21 protein-coding genes are annotated in these 23,955 nt (G+C 39.9%); 9 read left to right on the forward strand and 12 right to left on the reverse strand.

The window, feature by feature from the left end:
• Position 1: 1 nt before the first annotated feature.
• The 12 genes from NUV69_04290 to NUV69_04345 form a co-directional block, all read right to left on the reverse strand.
• Entirely contained in the window at positions 2–871 is an 870-nt protein-coding gene (locus tag NUV69_04290) for a transketolase (GenBank protein MCR4324876.1), read from the reverse strand.
• The gene (locus NUV69_04295) at positions 868–2,589 is read right to left on the reverse strand and encodes a thiamine pyrophosphate-binding protein (protein ID MCR4324877.1); all 1,722 of its coding nucleotides are present in this window, start codon (positions 2,587–2,589) and stop codon (positions 868–870) included. The genes NUV69_04290 and NUV69_04295 overlap by 4 nt, the downstream gene beginning before the upstream one ends.
• Positions 2,589–3,632, reverse strand: a complete 1,044-nt coding sequence (locus tag NUV69_04300; protein ID MCR4324878.1) for an alpha-ketoacid dehydrogenase subunit beta — start codon at positions 3,630–3,632, stop codon at positions 2,589–2,591. Before NUV69_04300 ends, NUV69_04295 begins: the two co-directional genes overlap by 1 nt.
• The gene (locus NUV69_04305; GenBank protein MCR4324879.1) at positions 3,622–4,590 is read right to left on the reverse strand and encodes a thiamine pyrophosphate-dependent dehydrogenase E1 component subunit alpha; all 969 of its coding nucleotides are present in this window, start codon (positions 4,588–4,590) and stop codon (positions 3,622–3,624) included. The genes NUV69_04300 and NUV69_04305 overlap by 11 nt, the downstream gene beginning before the upstream one ends.
• Positions 4,591–5,580 carry a GDP-mannose 4,6-dehydratase gene (locus tag NUV69_04310; protein MCR4324880.1) on the reverse strand — a complete coding sequence of 330 codons (990 nt, stop codon included), beginning with the start codon at positions 5,578–5,580 and terminating at the stop codon, positions 4,591–4,593.
• 73 nt (positions 5,581–5,653) lie between these two features.
• Positions 5,654–6,937 carry an ABC transporter ATP-binding protein gene (locus NUV69_04315; protein ID MCR4324881.1) on the reverse strand — a complete coding sequence of 428 codons (1,284 nt, stop codon included), beginning with the start codon at positions 6,935–6,937 and terminating at the stop codon, positions 5,654–5,656.
• Positions 6,934–7,800, reverse strand: coding sequence for an ABC transporter permease (locus NUV69_04320; protein MCR4324882.1), 867 nt, complete (start codon positions 7,798–7,800; stop codon positions 6,934–6,936). The genes NUV69_04315 and NUV69_04320 overlap by 4 nt, the downstream gene beginning before the upstream one ends.
• Complete coding sequence (locus NUV69_04325; GenBank protein MCR4324883.1) at positions 7,782–8,729, reverse strand: GDP-mannose 4,6-dehydratase; 948 nt, start codon at positions 8,727–8,729, stop codon at positions 7,782–7,784. The genes NUV69_04320 and NUV69_04325 overlap by 19 nt, the downstream gene beginning before the upstream one ends.
• A gap of 2 nt (positions 8,730–8,731) precedes the next feature.
• A complete protein-coding gene (locus NUV69_04330) occupies positions 8,732–9,688 on the reverse strand; it encodes an SDR family oxidoreductase (GenBank protein ID MCR4324884.1) in 957 nt (318 codons plus the stop codon).
• A gap of 35 nt (positions 9,689–9,723) precedes the next feature.
• Positions 9,724–10,860 (reverse strand): dTDP-4-amino-4,6-dideoxygalactose transaminase, encoded by a 1,137-nt coding sequence (rffA, locus tag NUV69_04335; GenBank protein ID MCR4324885.1) that lies wholly within the window; start codon positions 10,858–10,860, stop codon positions 9,724–9,726.
• Positions 10,857–11,576 (reverse strand): glycosyltransferase family 2 protein, encoded by a 720-nt coding sequence (locus NUV69_04340; protein ID MCR4324886.1) that lies wholly within the window; start codon positions 11,574–11,576, stop codon positions 10,857–10,859. Before NUV69_04340 ends, rffA begins: the two co-directional genes overlap by 4 nt.
• An 18-nt stretch (positions 11,577–11,594) precedes the next feature.
• Positions 11,595–12,965, reverse strand: a complete 1,371-nt coding sequence (locus NUV69_04345) for a hypothetical protein (protein MCR4324887.1) — start codon at positions 12,963–12,965, stop codon at positions 11,595–11,597.
• 64 nt (positions 12,966–13,029) lie between these two features.
• Here NUV69_04345 and NUV69_04350 point away from each other — a divergent pair, with 64 nt between their 5' ends.
• The 9 genes from NUV69_04350 (at position 13,030) to NUV69_04390 (ending at position 23,950) form a co-directional block, all read left to right on the forward strand.
• Complete coding sequence (locus NUV69_04350) at positions 13,030–14,613, forward strand: DUF2142 domain-containing protein (protein MCR4324888.1); 1,584 nt, start codon at positions 13,030–13,032, stop codon at positions 14,611–14,613.
• Positions 14,595–15,755 carry a glycosyltransferase family 39 protein gene (locus NUV69_04355; protein MCR4324889.1) on the forward strand — a complete coding sequence of 387 codons (1,161 nt, stop codon included), beginning with the start codon at positions 14,595–14,597 and terminating at the stop codon, positions 15,753–15,755. Before NUV69_04350 ends, NUV69_04355 begins: the two co-directional genes overlap by 19 nt.
• Positions 15,752–16,291 carry an acyltransferase gene (locus tag NUV69_04360; GenBank protein ID MCR4324890.1) on the forward strand — a complete coding sequence of 180 codons (540 nt, stop codon included), beginning with the start codon at positions 15,752–15,754 and terminating at the stop codon, positions 16,289–16,291. The genes NUV69_04355 and NUV69_04360 overlap by 4 nt, the downstream gene beginning before the upstream one ends.
• Complete coding sequence (locus NUV69_04365) at positions 16,288–16,851, forward strand: class I SAM-dependent methyltransferase (protein MCR4324891.1); 564 nt, start codon at positions 16,288–16,290, stop codon at positions 16,849–16,851. The genes NUV69_04360 and NUV69_04365 overlap by 4 nt, the downstream gene beginning before the upstream one ends.
• A gap of 70 nt (positions 16,852–16,921) precedes the next feature.
• Positions 16,922–18,487 (forward strand): hypothetical protein, encoded by a 1,566-nt coding sequence (locus NUV69_04370; GenBank protein ID MCR4324892.1) that lies wholly within the window; start codon positions 16,922–16,924, stop codon positions 18,485–18,487.
• A gap of 98 nt (positions 18,488–18,585) precedes the next feature.
• Positions 18,586–19,830: an oligosaccharide flippase family protein gene (locus tag NUV69_04375; protein ID MCR4324893.1), complete on the forward strand. Its 1,245-nt coding sequence runs from the start codon at positions 18,586–18,588 to the stop codon at positions 19,828–19,830.
• Positions 19,827–20,675 (forward strand): glycosyltransferase, encoded by an 849-nt coding sequence (locus NUV69_04380; GenBank protein ID MCR4324894.1) that lies wholly within the window; start codon positions 19,827–19,829, stop codon positions 20,673–20,675. Before NUV69_04375 ends, NUV69_04380 begins: the two co-directional genes overlap by 4 nt.
• 3 nt (positions 20,676–20,678) lie before the next feature.
• Positions 20,679–22,043 carry a glycosyltransferase family 39 protein gene (locus NUV69_04385; GenBank protein MCR4324895.1) on the forward strand — a complete coding sequence of 455 codons (1,365 nt, stop codon included), beginning with the start codon at positions 20,679–20,681 and terminating at the stop codon, positions 22,041–22,043.
• Positions 22,040–23,950 (forward strand): YfhO family protein, encoded by a 1,911-nt coding sequence (locus tag NUV69_04390; GenBank protein ID MCR4324896.1) that lies wholly within the window; start codon positions 22,040–22,042, stop codon positions 23,948–23,950. The genes NUV69_04385 and NUV69_04390 overlap by 4 nt, the downstream gene beginning before the upstream one ends.
• Positions 23,951–23,955: the final 5 nt, after the last annotated feature.

The following is a 23,955-nucleotide window of genomic DNA, read 5'->3' on the forward strand; positions in this document are numbered from 1 at the left end:
ATCATCCCTCTATAATTTCTTTTCTCGCCGCCCTTAGCTCTTCTTCGGAAAGCGCCGCGTTATGCCACCTTAAATTATTTTCCATAAACGAAACACCCTTACCCTTTATTGTGTTAGCGATAACAACTACCGGCTTTTTAGAAAGTTCAATCTTGCCAAATGTGCCCAGAATCTCACCAAAATCGTGACCGTTAATTTCAAAAATATTCCACCCAAAGCTCATCATTTTCTCCTTAAAGTTTTTATACAGTCCTTCGTCATCGATGACATCAGTTACCATTAATCTGTTTCTGTCTATAATTACGACTAAATTATTGAGTTTGTAATCACTTGCGAAAATAACCGATTCCCAAATAGAACCCTCGAAAGGCTCAGAATCGCCGATAATAGTATATGCTCTGTAATTTTCCCCGTTTTTTTTAGCAGCGAGAGCAATGCCGGCAGCAACCCCAACCGAATGACCAATTGAACCCGTGTTAAAATCCACCCCGTTTATCCATGTTTCCAGCTGACCTCCAAGTCCACCATTTTCGCCGTAAGAGCTATACATCTCTTTTGAAATTATTCCTAAATCTAAAAAGATTGCGTAAAGAGCGGTACAGGCATGTCCCTTACTTAAGATAAACCGATCCCTATTTTCCCAGTTCAAATTATTCGTTTTATAACGTAAAATTTTTCCGTAATACAAAGCCACCAGTAATTCGACGCAAGAATAAGTTCCTCCAAGATGAGCCTTACCGCTTTTCGCGGCCGCGTTTAAAACCTCGAGTCGTACCCACCTTGATTTATCTTTAAGATCGGCTTTTAGGCCCGCAGTCGAAGACGAGGACCGCAAGCCCCGCTTCTTCGCAGAAAGGCTTTGCTTCTTCATATTTGCATGTCATTTGGACTAATAGGCTCGATAAGCTTTTGCTTACTGTCGCAAACTACTTCGACAAAAATTGGGTTGTCGTCAGCCATGATTTTTTTAAGTTTTTCACTAATATCCTGCCACCTGTCGATGATTTCATAGTTCAGGTCAAAAGCCTCGGCAACTCGCCTTAAATTTAAAACCGCTATCCCCGTTTTATCATCCGAGCCGATACGCCTCCCTTCAAAAAAAGTATCCTGCCATCTCCTCATAGAAACATAGCCGCCATTATTGATTACAAAGACCTTTACATTAAGTCCATAATAAGAAATTGTCTTCAATTCCTGAATATTGAGCTCAAGTGAACCATCTCCCGTCACCGCAAGAATTTGAGAATTCTTATCTTCGACACTCGCGCCGATTGCCAAAGGAATACTAAGCCCCATGGCCCCAAAAGTGCCGGATGTTATTTCTCTTTGGCCGCTATTAAATTGCCACACCTGACCGCCTATGTAATAATTCGACCCTGAATCTGTCACCATAACGTGGTTTTTATTGGCCATCTGATCCAATTTGTACATGAAGTAATAAAGATCAATTGGATTCCTTTTCATACTCTTGTCAACTGCCGGATATTTAGCTTTCAGTTCCTGACAACTTTTGAGCCAAGCTCGTCTCTCAACTGAAATTTTCCTTGGAAGTTTTAGGTAAAGGTGCTCGATAAAATCTTTGACATCGTAGTTCAAAGAAATATCAATTTTGACACCAGGTTTTTTCAGTTCATCGCCCTCTATGTCAACGACTGCTATTTTTGCGCGCCTGTCAAAGCAATCCAAGTTAGGACCGACAAAAGGAATTGCGAGTCTGCTTCCAAGAACAAAAACAAAATCGGCCTGTTTCATAACTTGATTGGAAAAACGATTTCCCCTAATCCCCGCGAGCCCCATATTGTGCTCATCACTATAAGGAAGAATATCTATACCCAGCCTGGAAAAAGCAACAGGCGCACCGCAGGAGTCGACAAGTTTTTTAAAAGATCCAATTGCTTTTCCTTGTCTAATTCCGTGTCCGGCGACAATTAGAGGCCTCTTTGATTTGCCAAACATCGTCAGTACTCTTGAAACATCTCTTTGGAGATTCCTGTTTAAATTGTTCTTGGGCACCTTAAAACCCTTAAGGCTGAGGGGGTCAACAAGGGCACTCTGGACATCGTGGGGAATGTCGAGCCAAACCGGGCCGGGTCTTCCACTTGTTGCCAAATAAAGCGCTTTTTCTAAATGATATCTGATTGAAGTTGGGTTTGTGATTATTTGTGCGTATTTTGTCATAGGTTTTACAACCGGGATAATATTAATTTCTGCCGTACCGAAACTCCTCAAGCTCTTAAGGTTAACCTTATGAGTTGTGTGTCTTAATTCCACTTGTCCTGAAATCACTAAAACAGGAGCAGCGTCTACCCAAGCTTCTGCAAGACCGGGAATTGCGTTCGTTGCTCCCGGCCCCGCTGTTAGGCAAACCACGCCTGGGGACTGTTTTAACCTCGCATACGCTTCGGCCATCATCGGAGATGCTGCCTCATTTCGTACGCAATAGTAATTAATTTTTTTCTCCTTTGCTATCGCATCGTTCAAATACATAGCGCCGTAACCGGTCAAGAGAAAAATGTCTCTCATCCGGTTCTTGACTAAAAATTGCACGACATAATCGGCAACTCTAATTTTTTTGGGAGAATGCTTCACTAGAAAGGTCCCCTAAACTTATTTTCGTAAGTGAAAAACTCTTCGCCTTTCAGGTTAGTGGATTTAAGTCCTAATTTCTCCTCAACCGACCGTACTATCACCTCGGCATTTGGATAAAAAAGATTTTCCAAAGGTCTCGTGCACGGTGCCGGCGCGAAAGCGAACCCGAGGCGTTTTACTGGAGATTTTAAACTTGAAAAACTTTTTTCAGAAATGATTGCCGCCACCTCGGCGCTAAAACCACAAAAAGTCCAGTCATAGTCAGCAACAATTACATGTCCTGTTTTTTCGACCGATTTTAGAATCGTCTCGCTGTCAAAAGGATAAATCGACCGGGCGTCTACTACTTCTGCACTAATTCCTCGCTTCTTCAAAATATTTGCGGCGTGGATTGCCTCCACATTCATATAAGATGTAGCAACAATCGTGATGTCACCTCCGCGCCTCAACACATTCGCTTTACCAAGCGGAACTAGCTTATTTTCATCGTCAACTTTATCCACAACGTCATAAAGCATGCGATGCTCAAGAACGATAACCGGATTTTCGTCTCTTATTGCAGAGATCAAAAGCCCTTTCGCGTCATGGGGAGTAGTTGGCATCACAACTTTAAGTCCCGGTAAATGGGCAAAATATGATTGAAGGCTTTTACTGTGTTGATAAGCCTGACCCCACCCTTTTCCGATAATCGCCCTGATAACAAGCGGCACCTTAAGCTTACCCCCGGAACCGTAATGGAAACTCGACACCATATTTGCAAGCTGGTTCATTGCAAGCAGCAAAAAATCAACCCTTATGTGGACATTTATAGGTTTAAGTCCTGACACTGCTGCGCCTAGCCCAAAACCCACAAGGGAATCTTCACAAAGAGGAGTGCTAAAAACCCTATCGCCGAATTCCTCTTTCAGTCCAATCGTTGAACCGAAAATGCCTTTAAAGTCAGCAACATCTATTCCGTAAATAAAAACGTTTTTATCGCGCTTCATTTCTTCCTGAAGCCCTTCCCTTATTGCATCTCTATAACTGATTCTTCTACTTTTCATGAAATACGTTTTTATAAAGTTCCGCAGGATTAGGGAAAGCTGAATTCCTGGCTTTTTTAAAGGATCTTTCGACCGCAAGATCAATGTCCTTGCAAATTTTATCCAGTTCCCCCTTGCCGACCCCCAGCTTTTTGAGTTTTGACGCCAGAATTTTTAAAGGATCGACTTTAAGCCATTTCTGGTACTCCTCTTGTGATCTGTAACCGGCACTAAAATCTTCGTGGGTACCTACATGTTCCAGATATCTATAGTACTTTAGGTAAATAAATGCTGGGGTCTGTTTTGCAAAAATTGCATTTTTAGCACGGCTTGCAAGATTAAAGACGACTTCAGCGTCCGTCGAAGTGGAAGAAAAAACGGAACAGTTAAACCTTGAAACAATAGCCGAAATCGATTTATATCCATGTCTAAGCGCGGGTGGCGTATGAACGGCAAAACCATTGTCTTCGCAAACAAAGAGAACAGGAAGCTTAAAAAGGCTTGCCATATTTAAACTCTCCCAAAAACTACCTTCATCTATTGCCCCATCCCCAAAAAAAACGGCGCTTACGCCTCTTGTTCCTTTCTTTTTCAGCGCATAAGCTGACCCAACCGCAACAGGAATAGTGCTTGCAACAACCGCAGAAGTTGCAACCAAACCCCGATCCGGATCAGACAGATGCATCGAACCACCTTTACCGCGAACAACCCCGCTCTCCCGCCCAAACATTTCAGAAAAAAACCTAAAAGTATCTCCGCTTCTTGCCAGATAAAGGCCATGACTTCTATAAGTTCCAAAAAGAAGATCAAGGCCGGATAGGGCGCTGGCTACCCCAGAAACAATTGCCTCTTCACCCATAGACATGTGCATGGGTGTTTTCATTTCATTACTATCGTAGACTTCTATAATTTTTTCCTCAGCTCTTCTGATAAGATAGGCTTTTTCGAAGAGTTTAAGGTTTAAATTTTTGCGAGTCATTTATCTTGCATAGTAATCTCTCCAGTAATCGAGCATATCAAGAAGCGTTTTTTCAAAGGGAATTTCAGCCTTCCAACCGGTTTCGCGACTAAACTTACCAACAGCAGGAATTTGAAGTGTGACATCAGAAGGCCTCAACCTTTTTTTGTCAACTATGATTTTTATATCATCTCGCGTCGACATTTTTATTAGCTTATTTAACATCTGCCCAATAGTCATCGTTTCAACTCCGCCAATATTATAAACTTCGCCTGCTCTACACCTGGTAACCAAAAGCCAGTAAGCGCGAACAGCATCCCTCACGTCCATAAAAGTTCTGACGCTTTTTAAATTTCCGACATACACAGTTGGCTTTTGTTTGCCAGCCTCGATGGCTGCAACTTGCTTTGCGAAATTCGAGGGCGCAAAAACTTCACCCCTTCTTGGACCCTCGTGTGTAAACATGCGTGTTCTTATCGCCCTAATTTTCCAAGACGACCAATACTGAAAACCCAACATGTCCTCTGCAACTTTAGAAACCGCGTAAGGCGATGCCGGCCTAAAAGGATTAGTTTCGACAATAGGTATTTCGCTTTTCAAAACCTGTCCGTAAACTTCGGAAGAGCTGCAAACATGAATAATTGGGTCATAACCCTTTTCATCTTTTAGCTGTTTAACATTCTCCAAAAGATTGCCCGTTCCAATAACATTCGCTTCAAGCGTCCCAATTGGAGCGATAAAACTAAAATCTACATAAGATTGCGCGGCAAGATGAAAAATAACGTCGGGCTTATGTTTTAAAAGTACACCGCGAGTGGAAAAGGGATCAACCAAATCGCCGTATTCTAAAATTACACGATCCAAAACGTGCTTTATGTTATCTTTTGGAGATCTCCACCTGACGAATCCGACAACTTCAACTCCCGGCTGGTTCTCTAGAATATAATCCACCATATGACTTCCCACAAATCCGGTTATACCCGTAATTAATACTTTTTTGATTTGTCCCATTGTCTAAAGATTTGAAAGGCAGAAAGTGATCTTGCTAACATTAGTTTTAAAAACTAAATATATACCCATTTTGTTAATCATTCAATGAATGTCTCTGCCATTTAAGCATGGGCCTTACGACGCCAGGATAAAATCCTGTTGAGTGTCCGCGAACCGAGTTTCCTTCAGTCGGATCAACTACATCAAAAACAACCGCGTCAGGAACATCGACCTCTCGCGTCTTGCCACTCTCCTCATCAACGACAGTAACCCTAGCAGAAAAAACTCCTTCAGATAAAAAATTTCCCGGAATCACACATCTACTTTTATATTTTCCACTTTTTTTCATTCTGATTTTCCTGTCTATATCCTCAGCAGAATTAAAAATGGTTAGGCCTTCACTATTTATAATTTGTAAATTGCATCCGACCCAGCGGTCCCCATTCGCAGAAAAGCTCTGCTTATTTTTCAAAACCTCAAATTCGACTTCTACGGTTATAGGTTTTCGTATATCAAAAGTATTAGACAAGCGATTATGCTTATCCAAGGCTTTGACGTTGATAAGCCGCACAACATTATTCGCAAACATACGGCTCGCAACCCTTTTTTTAAGTGAAGCATTGCTCCTTGTTTCTTCCAAATACCTCGAGACTATTTTTTCAGCGTTGCCGTCTGCAACAATTTTTCCGTCTTTTAAATAGATAACGCGCCGACAGATATTTATAACTGCAGGCAGATTATGAGAAACAAAAAGGACAGTTCTGCCCTGCTTACTTACATCCTGCATTTTCCCCAGACTTTTCGATTGAAACGCTGCATCACCCACCGAAAGAACCTCATCGACAATAAGTATTTCGGGTTCCAAATGAGCAGCCACAGCAAAAGCCAGCCTTGTATACATTCCAGAAGAATAATGTTTAACCGGCAGATCTAAAAATTTCTCCATCTCGGCAAAAGAAACAATCTCGTCAAATTTAGACTTTATTTCCAATCGAGTCATGCCCAAAATGGAACCATTTAAAAAAATATTCTCTCGTCCTGTCAGCTCCGGATGAAATCCGGTCCCAACTTCAAGCAAACTCGCAGTACGCCCCCTGAGTGTAATTTTTCCTTTTGTGGGAGGAGTAATCTGAGAAAGAATCTTCAGTAGCGTGCTTTTGCCGGCGCCATTTTTACCGATAATACCGACAACTTCGCCAGCGCCAACGTTGAAAGAAACGTTCTTTAGAGGCCAGAACTCATCTTCTCTTTTTGAACTAAAAACAGATAAAGGGTTTTTGGCAATTTGAGCAATCGAGTCACGAAGTGAATAATATTGTTGTCTTTCCGCAACCCTATATTTTTTAGAAACCGATTTAACTTCGATAATCGAACTCATGCAATATCGGCAAAGAATCTTTCTGTCACCCTAAAATAAGTGAGACCAATAACAAACACGATTAACGAAAAAACTGAGGATATAAAAAGCACGCCCAAGTCTACCCTGCCTGATCCGGAAAGGACTATCCTCATGGTCTCAATTACACCAGTCATTGGGTTGAAGGCTAAAATAGGTCTAAAAGAATCCCTTACAACCGCAGAGGGATAAATAACGGGAGTCAAAAAAAGCATAGATTGAATAAAAAAAGGCAAAATGTATCTAACGTCCCTGTACCTCACATTAAATGAAGCAAGAAAAAGGCCAATTCCGGAAGAAGTCAAAAAAATAATCAGAATTACAATTGGCAAATAAATAAAAATGGTAGGCGAAGGAACGAACCCAAAATAAAAAGTAACAATCAAAACAACCAAAAACGCAATCGCAAAATCAACAAACGAGGTAATGATTGCTGAAATTGGAAGTATTTCCCTCGGAAAATAAACCTTCTTTATTATATTGACATTTTCGACCATCGAATTACTCGCTGCAGTTACACTTGCGGAAAAAAATATCCAAAATACAAGACCAATAAATACAAATAATTCATAAGGCAAATTTCCGGAAGGAATATTGGCAAGCCTGCCAAAAAAAATAGTAAATATTCCTGTCGTTGCCAGGGGTTGGAAAATAACCCAAATTATTCCAAGGAAAGTCTGCTTATAGCGTACTTTGATGTCTCTCCAGGAAAGAATAAAAAAAAGTTCTCTATATCGCCACAATTCTTTTAAACTTACCAAATGCCATTTTTGTTTTGGTGCAATTGTAAGCTCATAATTTTTCATTGTCGGTGTTAGCCTTCTTGTTATTGTGCTCTTAACCATTCAACATATTTTGTAAGGCCCGCAGTAAACTGAACTTTTGGCTCCCACCCCAAAAGTTTTTTAGCTTTTACAATATTTGCCCATGTATTTTCAACATCACCGTTTTGCATAGGCATATTTTTAATAACAGCTTTTAAAGAAAGCAACTTTTCTAAAGTTTCAATAAACTCATTTAATGAAACCGGGTTACTGTTTCCCAAATTTATGATCTCAAAATCCAAGTCAGTTTCGAGAGTTTTTACTATGCCGTCAATAATATCATCAATGTACGTATAATCTCGACTGCTATCTCCCTCGCCAAACTTTATAATGGGTTTGTCTTCAAGTATGGCGTTAGTAAAAAGTGAAGGCGCCATGTCAACTCTACCCTTCGGACCATAGACCGTAAAAAATCGCAAAATTACAATTTTAAGGCCGAAATTTTTATGAAAGCTCCTAGCAAAAAACTCTGCAGCTCTCTTAGAAGCTCCGTATGGAGAAACAATATTTTCGCAAAGATCATCTTCGGTGAACGGAATTTGCTTGCTGTTTCCATAAACGGAAGAAGAAGAGCCGAATATAAACTGCTTCACGTTCATGTCGCTAGCTGCCTTTAGAAGATTTGTTGTTCCCAAAACATTCACTTGTGAATACAGAAGCGGGTCCTCTATTGAAGGACGAACACCGGCCCTCGCCGCCAAATGGATAATCTTGTCAAATTTTTCGACTTTAAATATCTCAGTAAGCTTTTTAAAGTCCAATATGTCAGCGCGAAACAATTTAAAATTTTTAGAACCAAGAACGTGATCAAGATTCCTCTCTTTAATTTGTGGGTCGTAATAATTATTAAAGTTGTCAATTCCAACTACAGCATGTCCATCGCCAAGGAGTCTCTCAACAAGAGTCGAACCGACAAAACCTGCACAACCTGTTACTAATATTTTGTGCATATTTACGAAGTTGATCTGAAGTATTCGATGGTTTTCTGAAGACCTTCCTCAAGCGGTATTTTTGGTTGCCACCCGAGGTCTCTTTTCGCTTTGTTCGTATTAGGCTTCCTGATAAGAGGGTCATCTTCAGGTAAAGGCTCGGAAAAAATAATTTCGCTGGAGCTATTAGTAAGCGCCTTTATCATTTGCGCAAACTGTAAAATTGTTTTTTCGTCGTCATTACCAAGATTATATATCTCTCCACTACTGCCTTCTTCCATTGCGGCAATTTGTCCCTCTATTTGATCGTCAACGTAACAAAAAGATCTCGTCTGTTTTCCGTCGCCATATATAGTAATTCGTTCCCCAGAAAGTGCCTGATTTATAAAATTAACAACCGCTCTCCCTTCGCTTGGATTCATCCTTGGGCCATAAGTATTAAAAATTCTGGTGATTCGCCCATCAAGTCCTTTCTTTCTCACAAAAGCGGAAACAATTGTCTCCCCAAATCTTTTTGCCTCATCGTAAACCGATCTTGGGCCAATCGTTGAAACATTTCCCCTGTAATCCTCACCCTGAGGAGACCTTTCCGGGTCGCCATACACCTCGCTCGTCGAGGCAAAACTTAATTTAGCGCCATGACGAGCGGCAAGCTCACACATATTCCAAGTTCCCGTTGTGTTTACGAGCATCGTTTCAAAAGGATGAGCCAAATAAGAAAATGGCGAGTTGGAATTTGGATCAGCCGGGGAAGCGAGGTGGTAAATCTTATTAAATTTAAATTTACGATTCGAAAAAGGTTTTATTACATCATGGTTTATGAAAGTAAAGTTCTTATCGTTAAGAAGATGCGCAATATTCTTTTGAGAACCTGTTATCAAATTGTCAACGCAAACAACTTCGCTTCCCTCACCAAGCAATTTTTCAGAAAGGTGACTTCCTAAAAATCCAGCCCCACCAGTTACAAGCACCGTCTCCATGTAATCATATTTTAACAGGATGAATTAACTTTTTACTAAACAACTTTTTCAAGAACTGCGGCAATGTAATCCATTTCAGACTTTTTAAGTTTGGGATACATTGGAAGCCTTATCAATGTTGCCGCGATCTCTTCCGTCACTGGCAAGTCTCCCGCTTTATATCCCATCTTCCTACCCATCACAGAAGTATGAAGTGGTAAATAATGGAAAGAGGCTTCAATTCCATACGACCTAAGAGATTTTATAACTCGAGCCCTTGCTAGCCTTGGAACGCGAATTGCGAAAATATGCCAATCACACTCAAGATTCTCATCCCTGAACGGAAGAATCAGTTTAGACGATAATGGTTCCAACTTTTTTAAAAAGTACTCTGCATTCTTTCTTCTCATTTCAGTAATTGTGTCTAATTTTTTGATTTGTTCAAGCGCAATCGCGCTCAGGATATCGGAAAGAACAAGACTTCTGCCAACACTTACCCAGGAATATTTTTTCTTCTCCCCCCTCATAAACGAAGATCTATCCGTCCCTTTTTCTCTTATAATTTCCGCCATTCTGTGAAGCTTCAAATCGCCCGTTACAAAAATACCCCCTTCGCCGCTCGCCGCGTTTTTTGTTCCATGAAAAGAATAACAACCCACTTTACCTATCGTTCCTAAAAATTTACCATTATATTTTGATCCGAGCGCATGAGCAGCATCTTCCACAACATACAAATTATGTTTTTTTGCGATTTGGTTAATTTTGTCCATGTCGCACGCGAGCCCCGCGTAGTGGACTACCATAATTGCTTTAGTCTTTTTTGTAATAAGTTTTTCAATTTCTAGTGGGTTAATATTGTAAGTATTTATATCGATGTCACAAAAAACCGGTTTTGCTCCCGCAAGCAAAACAGCGTTAGCACAAGAAGAAAATGTAAAACTTGGCAAAATGACTTCATCTCCACTCTTCAGTAAGCAAGCACACGCAAGCTCTAGCGCTGCTGTTCCAGAGTTTGTGGGGAGGACAAACTTTATACCAAATTTATCAGAAATAGTTTTAGCCAGAACCTCGCCAAAAGAAAGGTCGCCAACGCCGGTGCCACTTCTCATCGCGGAAATTGCGGCTCTTTCTTCCTCTCTTCCCCAAAATGGCTTGTGAAGGGGAATGGTATAAGGAGTTGGCGTTAAATTCATCTCAAATCTTGGGAGAATTTTTGCCTGAATTGAACAAGTTTTCTCATATACTCGATTGAATCGGGAATTAATCTCACCGTCGATTTCTTGTCTGGTCTTTTTATAAACAGGACCGGAATCTCCGTTATTTTCAGATTTGCAACCAGTGCCCTTGCGCAAATTTCGGTATCAAAAAACCAACCATGGTCGCGAGTTTTTGAAAGAACGGGCAAAATTTTCTTCCTATTAAAAAATTTGTATCCCGCCTCTGTATCCTTAAACGGAAGGCTGATTATTTTAGAAACTAGTGCGCAGTATGATTTCGACGCCACAACTCTCATTACACTTCCAGAGCTTATTTCGTAATAGCGAGTGGCAATCGCCATATCACTCCCATTTTCAATTTCTTCAATAAACAGAGGAATATAACTTGGGGAAATTTCACAGTCAACGTCAATAAAGCCACATATAGTCCCATCTGCAGCCTTTATTCCATCGCTAACAGACTTACCTCTGCCTTGATTTTTCTTGTGATATATCGCTTTAAAGTTTTTATCAGACGCGACAAATTTTTCAATAGACCTTTTTGTTTCGTCGACGCTTTTGTCTTCGACAAAAATAATTTCCCAGTTGATTTTTAACAATTTAAGGACCAAAAAGATTGACTGGACGCTTTCTTCAAAAGTAGGGCCTTCGTTATAGCAGGCAAGAATTAAAGAGAAGTCAACTTTTACCATATCAACTGATCTTGTATTCTAAGGTAATTCGGGGCAGTTCTCAAATTCAACAAAACAGTACTTATAATTTTTTTCCCTGAACCAGAAATCTATTGCCTTTCCGGTACCTAAAGAAATGTACTGATCCTGTGAAGATGCATTATTCGCACCATCAAAAATTAACATAGAACCACTTGGTAAATTTTTGTCTTTTACATTTTTAATCGCTTCTTTTGCGACGATACTTCTTGCAATAACCCAGCTGTTTTTCATCGCAAGTGTTTGTCCATAAGTTGCAATAATCAAAAATAAAAGAGCAAGAGAAACTAAGTGAGATGACTTCAGTTTTTGAACAGCAAAGCCGATAATCCCGCTCAACCCAAATGCGCTGATTACCATGTAATGCGCACCCAGGTGACTCGGTATCAAAACAAACGGGAAAAGGCCAACAACTGTTATAAAACAAAGAAATATAAATGTTCGTAAGTCGTCTTTGTTTCTAAACCCCCGAATATATATAAGGCAAATCACAAAAAGGTATGAAATAAGAGCAAGCGAAAAAAGACTCTTCCCTTGGCCTTCAACAAAACCGAGTATCCTTAACAGATAAAATCTAAAAGTGAAAATTGTCCTTTGCGAAATCTCGAGGACGTAAACATTCAAAGTATCGGGGGGAGTAAAAAATAAAAGCTTTACTCCCGAAAAGAGAACAGTCAACGCAAAAAGTGCTGATAAAAAAGAAAAGTCACTCTTTATTCCGAGCGAAAAATTCCGGCTTTTAAGCCGGGGATGAAGCGAATCTTTGAGCGAGGAAGAGAGAACCACGGCCGAAAGAACGTGGGAATCTATCCTTTTAAGAAAAACAGAAGTCGCGACAAATATTAAAATACCAACAACTATCGCTTCCGTTGCAAGCAATGAAAGAAAATAAAATAAAAATGCCCCAAGCTTTCTTTTTATAATAAAAAGATAAAGGCTAAGAGAAAAGAACAGAAATCCAATATTCACCGCTCCTCCGGAAATCCAGAATAGGGAAGTGAAGTGCAAGGGGTGAGTAGCGTAAACAACAGACGCGAAAAAACCAGAAATATTATTTTTGAAAAGTTTTCCAAAAACCAAAAAAACCATAAATGCGCAAAGAGTGTGAATGAGAAGAATTACTACGTGGTAAGCAGGGTAAAATTTCCCAAAAAGATTACCTGTTATAAGAAAAAACAAGTTATGTATAGGTCGCCAGTGAGTAACTTCTGGAGGACCGAATACATTTTGTAAATCCACCAAAAAGGAATTTTGAGAAAAATTATTTATTAAAATAAAATCATCTTGAGCGAAGAAATTAAAAAGAGATCTAAACCATACTACGACAATAACTAAAGTTAAAATCAAAAAAACAACCGAGTTTTTACTCACAGTTTTAATTCTATCATCGAAGAATGGCAAAAATATGAATTCTGCCTGATATAATCAAGTTTAAGTGAATGGACTCCTTAAACTACTTATCGCGGCTGCTCTTTTAAACTCTTTGTCGTGGATTATTTTAACTCCCGTTTGGCAATACCCGGATGAACAAGCGCATTTTTCTCAAGTACAGGATATGGCGGAAATTGGATATGTACCAACAAGCCTAAACACGTCCCAAGAAGTTTCCCTCTCTGAACAAATACTTGAAACCGAAAGAAACAACCTTGGAAACAACAAATTCACGTATCACCCGGAATATAAAATTAATTATGGCAACGGTTGGTATGGCCCCAGAGAACGGGAGCTTGCGCAATTACAAGAGTCAGAGCGCACAAACTTTGTAAAAAATGAAGCAACTCAAAACCCTCCTTTTTACTACACGCTCGCATCTATTTTTTATAACATCTTTGACGGTGGCAGTATCCTCAATCGCGTGTACGCGGTAAGGTTTATGTCTGCATTACTTTTTGTCGCAAATATTTATGTCGCGGCAAAAATTGGAAACATTGTCTTCCCTAAAGAGAAAATTTTAGCTTTCACAATTCCCACGCTTGTTGCTTTCAAGCCAATGCTTGTCCATGCGTCAACCGGAGTACTTCCCGACACGCTCACGAATCTCCTATTCAGCGCAGTACTGCTCGTTTGTTTAAAGATCATGACAGTTGGATTAAAAACAAAGTTCCTCCTTATAGGGATTGTGCTCATAACAGCAGGAGTTTTTACTAGGCAGCAATTTCTTCTCGCAGTTCCAATTTTGGCAATAAGCGCCGCATTTAGCGTTTGGAAAAAGAAGAAGGTTCTTTCCTTGACAATCGCCTCAATTCTAATTATTGCAATTTGCCTTCTTGAAGCAGGTTACAGGTTTGCGTCAACCCCTTTTATTTCTTATTTTCGAATCCCGGAATTAAGTCTTATCAAAGTAGAATCTCTCGCAAGCGAATCAATTATCGATTATTTGAAATGGTCAATAAGGCAAACCATAGCTCAAACTCTGCCTTGGTATTGGGGAGTCTACAAATGGCTGTCTTTAACAGTGCCGCATTTAAATTATCAAATTATAAATAGAATCATAATAGTCTCAGTCGTAGGAGTACTTCTAAGGTATTTCTTAGCCTTCCGTAACCGAAAATTTACCCAACAAGACGTATTGTTGACGTTTTTGATTATCGCAAGCCTTGTTTACTTTGCCCTCTTTTTAGTCTGGGATTACTTTTTCGTTCAAACTCACAATTTCCCATTTGGTTTTCAGGGAAGATATTTTTTTCCGCTCGTAGTTGCACATATAACGATTCTATTGCTTGGGCTTATGGAAATTGCCCGATTAATTTTAAAAGACAGGGCGTGGCTTTTGGCACCTTTACTTGTCGCGGCGATGATTATTTTTAATTGGGTTTCTCTGTTTACCGTTGCTTCCTCATACTACGGCACATCAAATCTTAACCTTTTTATAGATCAGGCCAGTCAGTACAAACCCGAAATCGTAAAGGGTAATGCAATCCTTCTTATACTGCTGCTATCAATTGTGTCCCAAATAATCCTCGTTTTAAATTTTTCTAAATTTACTCTCAAGCATCCTAAATGGCAAACAGAAAGGTAACCCTCGACGTTAAAAGAAATTTAGCAGTCATACTGCTTTTAGTTTTCGCAACTGCCCAATTCATTTTAATCCTGCGCCACAAAAATCCATACGTTTCAGACAGTTATTTTTATAAGCATACATACTATCAACTTAAAGGTTTAAGCTACGACGAGGCCCAAGCAAAAATCATTAGCGAAGTAGACCTGATAGCAGCGGACGAAATTACCAGAAATTTTTTTCAAAACAAGGAAACTTACGCTAATTCGTATTCATTTTTCCAAAAAAGACCCTTTTACCCTCTTACCGCGTATTTGGCAAGCCTATTTAATCTCAACGATTATTTATCTTTTCAAATACCCGTATTTACCGCTTATATCTTAAGCGTTATTCTTGTGTTCCGCCTGTCAAAAGAAGGACTGGGCTACTTTTTTGCTATCATTTCAACTGCACTTTTTGTTTCTTTCTATCCGTTTCTTGACAGTTCAACTTATTTTTTAACAGACACAATCGGTTTTGCCTTTTGGTTAAGCCAGATATTCACGATTTACAATTACATCAAAAGTAAAAAGAGCAAATGGCTTATATTCTTCTTTATCTCTCTCTCAATCTCCCTCTTAAACAGAGAGCAAAGCGTTCTCATGGCGCCACTACTTATGAGCGCTTTAGTCCTTCAAAAACTCCTCTTACTAAAAGGCGCGAGTCAAATTAAAAAATTGCTCTTTGTTTCCTTCATCCCAATAATCTTATTCATCACTGTCTCCTTTATGTTAAAACTCCCAAATATATACGACACCATCAGCTACACTCAAAATAATTACGGCTTGCGTTCAAACAAATTTACAGCGGAAGAAACTTTTAGGTATATGGCAAACGCGATTAAGATATCACATTATGTTTTTATAAGAGACATCGTCAGTCACCACTGGTGGTTACTCTTGTCCGCGCTGGCAGCAGTTAGTGCTTTGAGGTCTTTGGTAAAAGGGAAAAGAAATAATTTGGACATCCTTATTGTAAGCTCGGCCCTAGCTTCGTATCTGGCTATTTTTATCTATCCCGTTTTAAGTTACAGATATTTCTTGCCAATAGTTTTCGCTGTTTCATACTTCAGCGTAAAAATACTCCGAGATTATAATAAGGAAGTTATGTCAAAAAACAAATGAAAGCCAGGGAAGAGCTAGGCACTAAAAAAATTCTAGAGTTTGCGTTTTTTTCCTTTCTCCAACTGATTTATTGCCTCCTGTTTTTACCGCCTTTAAAAAAGATTTCCCTGGAGCTTTTGGGCGCCCGAATAGGGCAGGGGACAGTCATCATGAATGCCAAATTTTTCAACTTGCACCACAATGGACTTAAAGGGTTCAAAACGGGAAGAGATTGTTTTATTGCCGATGATGTCCTTATCGATCTTTACGACAACGTAACTCTCGAAGACCAAGTAACTCTGGCACAAAGAGTAACTGTGCTTACACATCTAAATGTGGGGTACAAAGATCATCCGCTTCAAAAGTATTTCCCGAAAAGATCAGAACCTGTAGTCTTTAAAAACGGTTGTGTAGTTGGCGCAAGTTCAACAATTCTCAGTGGCGTGACAATTGGAGAAAAATCCTTTGTTGCTGCCGCAAGCCTTGTAACAGAAAATGTGCCACCAAATACATTAGTTGGCGGAGTACCCGCGAAAATAATTAGGAAAATTAAATGATGATTCCATTCTATGAATCATTAAGGCCACTCATCCTGCCTTTAAGTCAGATAGACAGCCTTCTGCCAAAGCAAGGAACAATCGTTGAGCTTGGATGTGGTCAAGCAGTAATTGCAATCTATCTGGCAAAAAACAAAAAAAGAAAAGTAATTGGAGTCGACCAAGACACTTCGAGGCTTCCAAAAAATTCCACAAAAAATCTAAAGTTTATAAATGCCGATATCAGAACTTACAAATTGGAAAAAGCGGACGGGGTAGTAATATCAGATGTCCTTCATCATATCAGTTCAAAAGACCAAGAAAAAATCCTCCAAAACATTGCAAATTCTTTAAGAAAGGGCAAGATATTGATTATAAAAGAGATCGACACGGAAGAGAAAGTTAGAAGCAAGTTATCACGTCTCTGGGATTTTATCCTTTACCCTAGGGACCACATCGACTACTGGAGCTCGAGCGCCCTTAAGTCTCAGCTTGAGCGGTTAGGCTTCAGGGTTGAAATAAAAAGAACTATAAGACCGTTTCCGGCGTCAACCACCCTATTTATTTGTATAAAAATGTAATTTTTCCTAATAAATATGTGAGAAACTCATTTTTCATATGTACAAAAATTTAATCCGACATTGGCCACTATTGCTGATTGTAATTCTGGCATTTGTCTTAAGAGTTGTAAATCTAGAAAAACTTTTTTACTTCACATACGATGAATCTATACCTGCCTTCGTCGGAAGGAGACTGATTCTCACAAACCACATACCACTTATCGGGGGAGTAACACCCTTTGGATTCCACCTTGGACCATACTTTTACTGGCTCTTGGCACTGCTCTTATATATTGGCAAGTTAAATCCAATCGTGTGGGGAATTGCGGGGGCTCTTTTAGGAAGCGCCACAACTTTTATGGCGTATGTTGCGGGACAAAAGTTCCTGAACAAAAAAGCCGGCGTAACGGCTGCCGTGTTTTGGGCATTTTCTTTTCTTGCGAATCTGTACGACAGACACTTTTGGGCTTTGTCTTGGGGTCCAATTATTTCACTGATCGTGTTGTTTTCTCTTCATGGAATAATCAAAGGAAATTCAAGATTTGTTTATCCACTCGCTGTCTCTGTCGCTTTTGGTATCCACGCCGACCCTTCCAACCTCGTATTTGTATTGCTCGTTGGGCTGGTGTGGGCAATCTACAAGTTGCCAATTACAAGACACACGCTTCTTGCCACGAGCTTAATTATTTTCTCATTCCTTCCCCTTGTCGCTTTCGACCTTAGACATGATTTTGCAAATACTCGACCTATGATTTCTCATTTCAAAAACTTTTCAAACCGGCAGCCAGATCAAAAAACACTTTCACAAAGAGCGACTGACAACGCTATCATATTTCCCGCGGCCTTCGCGAGACTCGTTTATACTCTTGGAGACAACGAAGTCTCTAAACAATACTCATACTGTGGAAATTACGTCGCCGAAAAAACAAGAATTATTCCAGTGTATTTGATACTACTGGCATCATCCCTCCTTACCGGCTTTGCGCTTTGGGGATTCAACCAAAAAACCAAAAACCCCGCCATCTTTATATCAGCCCTTCTTCTCGTAGTTTATTTTCTTGGCATCCAACTTTATGGAACCCTTGCAAAAGCGGATATTTTTGAACATTACATTTCAGGGACTTTCGCGATTTTTCTTTTAATTTTGGCAAAGGTTGTAAGCAAATTACCAAGAAAGCTTTGGCTCGTCGTACTGGCAATCTTTGTTGGCGCTAATCTCTACAAGCTGTTAATTGCCACCAACTCGCATGGGCTAACACAAAAGAGAGAGGCAATAGAATATGTTAATTCCAGAGTAGGGGACGCGCCTTTCTCCCTAGAATCAGTTTCTACGTGCTGGAAATACAATGGCTACAGATACCTGTTTACAGTTTTTGGCAAAGAACCCGTCAAAAGTTACGTCGACCCAAATTTCGCTTACCTTTATGGAACGACGACAGTTTGGGAAACCCACCCCGGCACGGTAATCGCTTTTGTTACTCACGACTTTTCTGAGGAGACCGAAGAGTTTTATAAAAGATATGCGCTTTTAAAATCCCACGAGGTGAGTTCGGGAATCTTCGGTAATATAGAAGTTATAATGATGGATAACCAGATAAAATGGTTCGATGACATTAACACTAGTGTTAAACCGCCTTCTTTTGAACAACAGCGCTAAGACCGCATGCCACGGCCCTGAGTAATCGAAGGGGCTCTATATTAGGCCCGCAGTGTTTTGACGAGGACCGCAAGCTTTGCTTATACTCAACGAAGTAAATGCTGACAAAGTTTAAAAACCTTCTTTTCACAAAAACCGGCAAAGATACAGGCATAGTGTTAGCAGGAACAGTAATAAATGTTATCGCCGGAGGTTTATTCTTTGTGATTGCCCCTAGACTCCTTGGCCCGGGAGATTTCGGAATATTTTCAACTGTAGTCGGAACTTGCTTGCTCGCAGTTTCAATTTCAAGCTTTGGAATAGACACCGGCATATTAAAATTTGCTACCCGAACATCACCGAATGCGCCTTTCATCTTATCCGTTGCTCTGAAATCATATTTAGTTATCGGAGCGACAGTCGCGATCGTCGGGGTGTCTGTTGCGCCATTAATTGCGAACCTACTTGGAGAGCCACACATTACCCCTTACCTAAGAATTGGTTTTGCGGGAGTTATTTTTATTCTCCTTACTAATTTTTTTGTGGCGGCACTTCAGGCAAGACAAGAGTTTTTTAAAGCCTCGCTGATCACAATCAGCGCGAATCTGTCTAGGCTACTCGTTCTCGCAATAGGTGCTTACTTCTTCATGATCAATCTTTATTTTTTAACAGCACTTTATTTTTTTATCACCGTAATCTCGATTATTGTCGGCAAAAGCCAACTTTCTTTTAGTATTAAAAAATTCGACAAAAATATCGCTTCTGGTTTTTTTAAATACAATTCTTGGATTGGGGCCTCGATGGCAATCGCATCCATTCCGCTGGACAACTATTTTCTATTGAAATTTGCTGGTCCCACCGAGACAGGCCTTTACGCCGCGCCTTACAAACTCTTAACCGTCGCTTATCAGTTCGGAGGCAACTACACCAGTGTTTTAGCGTCGCGATTCGCGAGCATGCAAAGCAAAGAAGGCGTAATCATTTTTTCTAAAAAAGCAGCCATATTAATTGCTCTCTTTTCAATAGGGGTTCTCGGTTTGGCAATTTTGGCAAAGCCACTGATTCTGGTAGTATTTGGAAATAATTACGCGGGGTCAGTTAGAGTCTTTCAGATTTTATCAATCGGATTTATTTTTTTCTTCGCGTCTATCATTCCAAGTTCTATAATCCTTTACTATTTGGGCAAATCTAATATTTCATTCAGAATAACCGCACTTAGAGTCGGCGTTTTTATTTGCGCGCTCATGTTTTTGGTACCCAAATATAAGGCGATCGGAGGCGCTTGGGCTTTTACATTAAGCGAGGCCATAGTTTTCCTAACACTTTGTCTTTATCTTATTATCAATTTAGCTAAGCGTAAATGATAGATCTTACCATTCACTGCGTCGTCAAAAACGAAGAAAGATGGATTTGGTACGCCCTCTCTTCCGTAAAGGACATCGCAAAGCAAATCATAATTTATGATACCGGGTCTTCCGACAAAACAGTAGAAATTATAAGAACAATTAAAAGCAACAAAATAAAGTTCGAAGAGAAGGGAGAAGTAGACGCTGCGGGGCTTACAAAATTAAGGCAAGAACAGCTGGAAAAAACGAAAACGGAGTGGTTTTTGCTGCTAGACGGCGATGAAATTTGGCCGAAAGTTACCATAAGTGAACTCGCGACTGTCATAAAAAGATCAAAACCCCACGTTTGGGCTGGTGTAATAAGAGCATGGAACCCAGTCGGAGACGTATATCACTACCACCCAGAGTCAATCAGGTACCACTGGCCCTTTGCGCCCAAAAATTACGTCGGATGGGCAAATCTGCGCTTGATTAGAACGAAAGTTCCAGGTCTCCACGTAGAAGGCGATTATCCTCTCGAAGCATACAAAGACAAGACAAAAACGCCAATCCAAAACTACGGCAAAAAACATTTAGTATTCTTTAAAAATCGGTATTTCCACACGACTTACTTAATAAGATCATCAACTCGACAGGTAGACAAAGGAGTTCTCAATAGGGCGAAAAAAGGAAAACTGGAGTACGGGTTAAAATTCTCAAAAGATTTTAAATATCCTGAAACTTTTTACGAGAAAAGGCCAAGCACTGTAGGGGACCCTTGGGAGAAAAGATCTGCCTTAGAAAACACGCTTGCTCTCGCTCAGTTCCCACTCCGAGAAGCAAGAAGAAGAGTTCTCGACCTTTATAACCCCAAGCCTCGCTGAAGTATGGTCAAAGCTTTTCTGTTCATCACCATACTCTTTCATTTTGTTTTTCTAACCCAAACGAGGTTCACTCTGTGGCCAGAAATGGTCGTCTATCCTTATTTATTTAACCAGGGCTTCGAGCTTTACACAGAAATTATCAATCCTTACACGCCACTTTTAATCTGGGGCCTTGGTAGCTTTTCGCAGATATTCGGGTACTCTCCGATGCCATTTCAGATCTTAACCTGGTTAATCATTCTCTCTATCGACTTGTTAATTTTTAGAATCTCAAAAAATCTCTTCAAAAACTCAAGTAAAGCTTTGTTATCCACTGCCTTTTTTGCAATCTTGTCTATTCCTTTTTACGTAAACGGACTCTGGTTCGATCTAGTTCAAACGCCTCTCGTGCTATTGGCCTTTTACAATTTCTATAAATATTACGCTAAACCATCAGAAATTAAAGCTCTAGTAATCTCATCAATATTTTTGGCGATTGCCATTTTTATTAAGCAGCAAGCGGCGTGGCTTGTTATCTGGTTTGGCGTAATAATTCTGGTAAAGGAACGTAAACACTCGGAAAAACTTAAAAAGATTAGTGTATTGATTTTGACACCGGCAATTTTTCTTATTGCTTTTTTATTATTGTTTTATCTTCAGAATAATCTAGACGGATTCGCCAGTTGGTCTTTGCTATTCCCGATTTTTCAAGCACCAAAAATGCCAGGGTACGTTCTACTTCCTGACCATCAACAATTACTAATGCTCTTATTTCTTTTTTTTATTTTTATACCAACTTTATTCTCAAAAATCAGATTAATAACACTAACGGCATTACTACTGACCGTCTTTGCTTACCCAAGATTTGATTACTTCCACCTGATCCCATCACTCGCCATCCTATCCTTGTCGTTTGGTGAACTTGTAGCTATCAGGAAAAGCCGAGCGAATATATTTTTACTAATCGGCCTTATTTTTTTGTCGGCCGCAACTCTTAGGTATTTAAAAAGTAATTGGACACAAGAAGTCCGTTTTTTTGAAAAAAATATCACTGACACCGCGATAATCTTAAGCCAAAAAACGAAACAACAAGAAAAAATATATATCCAAAACGGTCCAGACCAGCTTCTCCCCTTGTCCGGCCGTATTCCCACAAAACCATGGGCGGACGAATTTCCCTGGTACCTTGAACTTGAAGGCCAACAAGAAAAAATATCAGCGTCACTAGAGAAAGAAAAACCCGAGTATGTAGTTTCAAAGCCATACGACACTGGCAGCATTTATCAGCTAGGGGCCTACAAACCAAGCCTAATAAAAATGTACATCGACGCAAACTACGAGTTCAAAGAAAAAATTTCAACGGATCTGATGCTCTTAAAAAGAAAATGAAATTAGAAACTCCTTTGTTTAAAATAATTCTAATAACCATAATCATTTTTGCCCCCTTTCTTTTTAGGCCCGAGTTAGTAACAGCAAAAGATAACGACTTAGGAAGAAGTTCCGTTCCGACCTTTTCGTTTATCAAAAGGTCAGTAGTCGAAGACCAACAAATCCCACTCTGGCGACCCTTACAGCTTATGGGCGAAACTTTTGTTGGCAGCCCAATTTCATCTCTTTTTTATCCAGCGAATTTAATATTTATTGCTTTCGAGACAAATCTTGCTTCCATATTATATCTAATGCTTCACATCGTCTTGGCGGGTACCTCCACATTCCTTCTTGCCAGGTCGCTAAAATTGTCGGAAGAATCGTCATTGCTGTCAGCTTTCATTTATGCGTTTTCCATAAAACTGTTAACCCATACCGCGGCTGGCCACATAACAATGGTCGCGGCGTTTTCATACTTTCCATTGGTAATGCTTAGCGTCAAAAAGTTAACTGAGAAACCAAATTTCAACTGGTTTTTAATCGGTTCTTTGAGTGGATCGTTTATGTACATGACCTTCCCCACAATTTTTTATTACACCGCTATTTTTATCGGTGTATACACTTCCTATGAAGCATTTCTAGTTCACAGCAAAAAGCGCACGAATCTAGTAACCCCTCTTCTCATGCTTGTAGTTGCTCTTCTTATTTCTGCAATATCCCTCCTGCCCCACATGGAATTTGGCCCTTTTTCAACCAGGAGCAGCTTAACAATCACAGACGTTGCTCAACCACTTTGGAACTTTAAAAAATTTATTTCCAGTTTAATTTTTCCCTATACCGATCTCGGCTCTTTTGACCACGAAGAATTGCTTTATTTTGGATTTGTTCCAATAACACTCGCGACGCTTGGATTCTACTTTTTAAGAGGCGCCCACAAACTCGCCCTAACCGTCTTTGGTCTGGTCTCGCTGTTGTTCGCGGCGGGCCTTTCCACGCCGTTTTTTTCAATTGCCTATAGTCTCTTGCCGTTTCTAAATTATTCTCGGATGACTACACGTTTTTGGTTTATTCCCACTTTGGCCGTCAGTCTTCTTGCTGCCTACGGCCTTGACAAGATAAAAAACAAAAAGATTGCATACTTGGCAATTACCTTATTTTTAGCTGAAAGCCTTTTTATTTCTTATCAAATGCTAAGTTCCATACCAAACCTAAATTCAGAGAACTCAGATTTATACAGGTTTCTGGTCCAAAATTCCAGTAATTCACGAACTTACTGCACATCAGGCTGTTTCAATCCTCAATACTTAGAAAAAAACAAAATATTGATTTTAAACGGAGAAAACCCAATTCAACAAGCAAGCTTTATCGATTTTCTTCAAAAGGCAGGAGGATATACACATAGTGAATTCGCAGTTATTTTCCCTCCCTATCAGGTATGGCAGCGGCAAAACCCCGCACAACCTAACGCCGAGTTGCTCGGCAGAGCCGGAGTGCAGTTTGTTGCTTCGACTTACGACCTTAACTCCGCCGATCTACGTTTCATAGACAAATTCGAAAATGTCTTGCTCTACGAGAACACAAAATTCAAGCCGGTTGCAAGGTTTACTGATTCGAATGAAAAAGTCGTAATCCGAAGATTCGCTTCAAACATAATAGATTTGGAATTCAAGCCCAGACCGTCTGATAGAGAACTTGAAATTGCTCAGAATTACTATCCCGGATGGGTTGCTTATTCGGCAAATGGAAAAGCAGATGTACAAGAGTCTGATGGTGTGTTTCAAAAAGTAAAGGTTCCAGCAAATTCTCAAAGTATTGAAGTAAAATATGAGCCCCGCAGCTTCAAGATAGGTGCTATAGTAACGGCACTTACGCTTCTTGGTTTCCTCTTCTACTTCTGGCATATACGCTTCAAGTCTCGTAGAATCTGATATAG

The organism is Candidatus Curtissbacteria bacterium, from assembly GCA_024654445.1.
In the GTDB taxonomy this organism is placed as follows: domain Bacteria; phylum Patescibacteriota; class Microgenomatia; order Curtissbacterales; family GWA2-41-24; genus JANLHP01.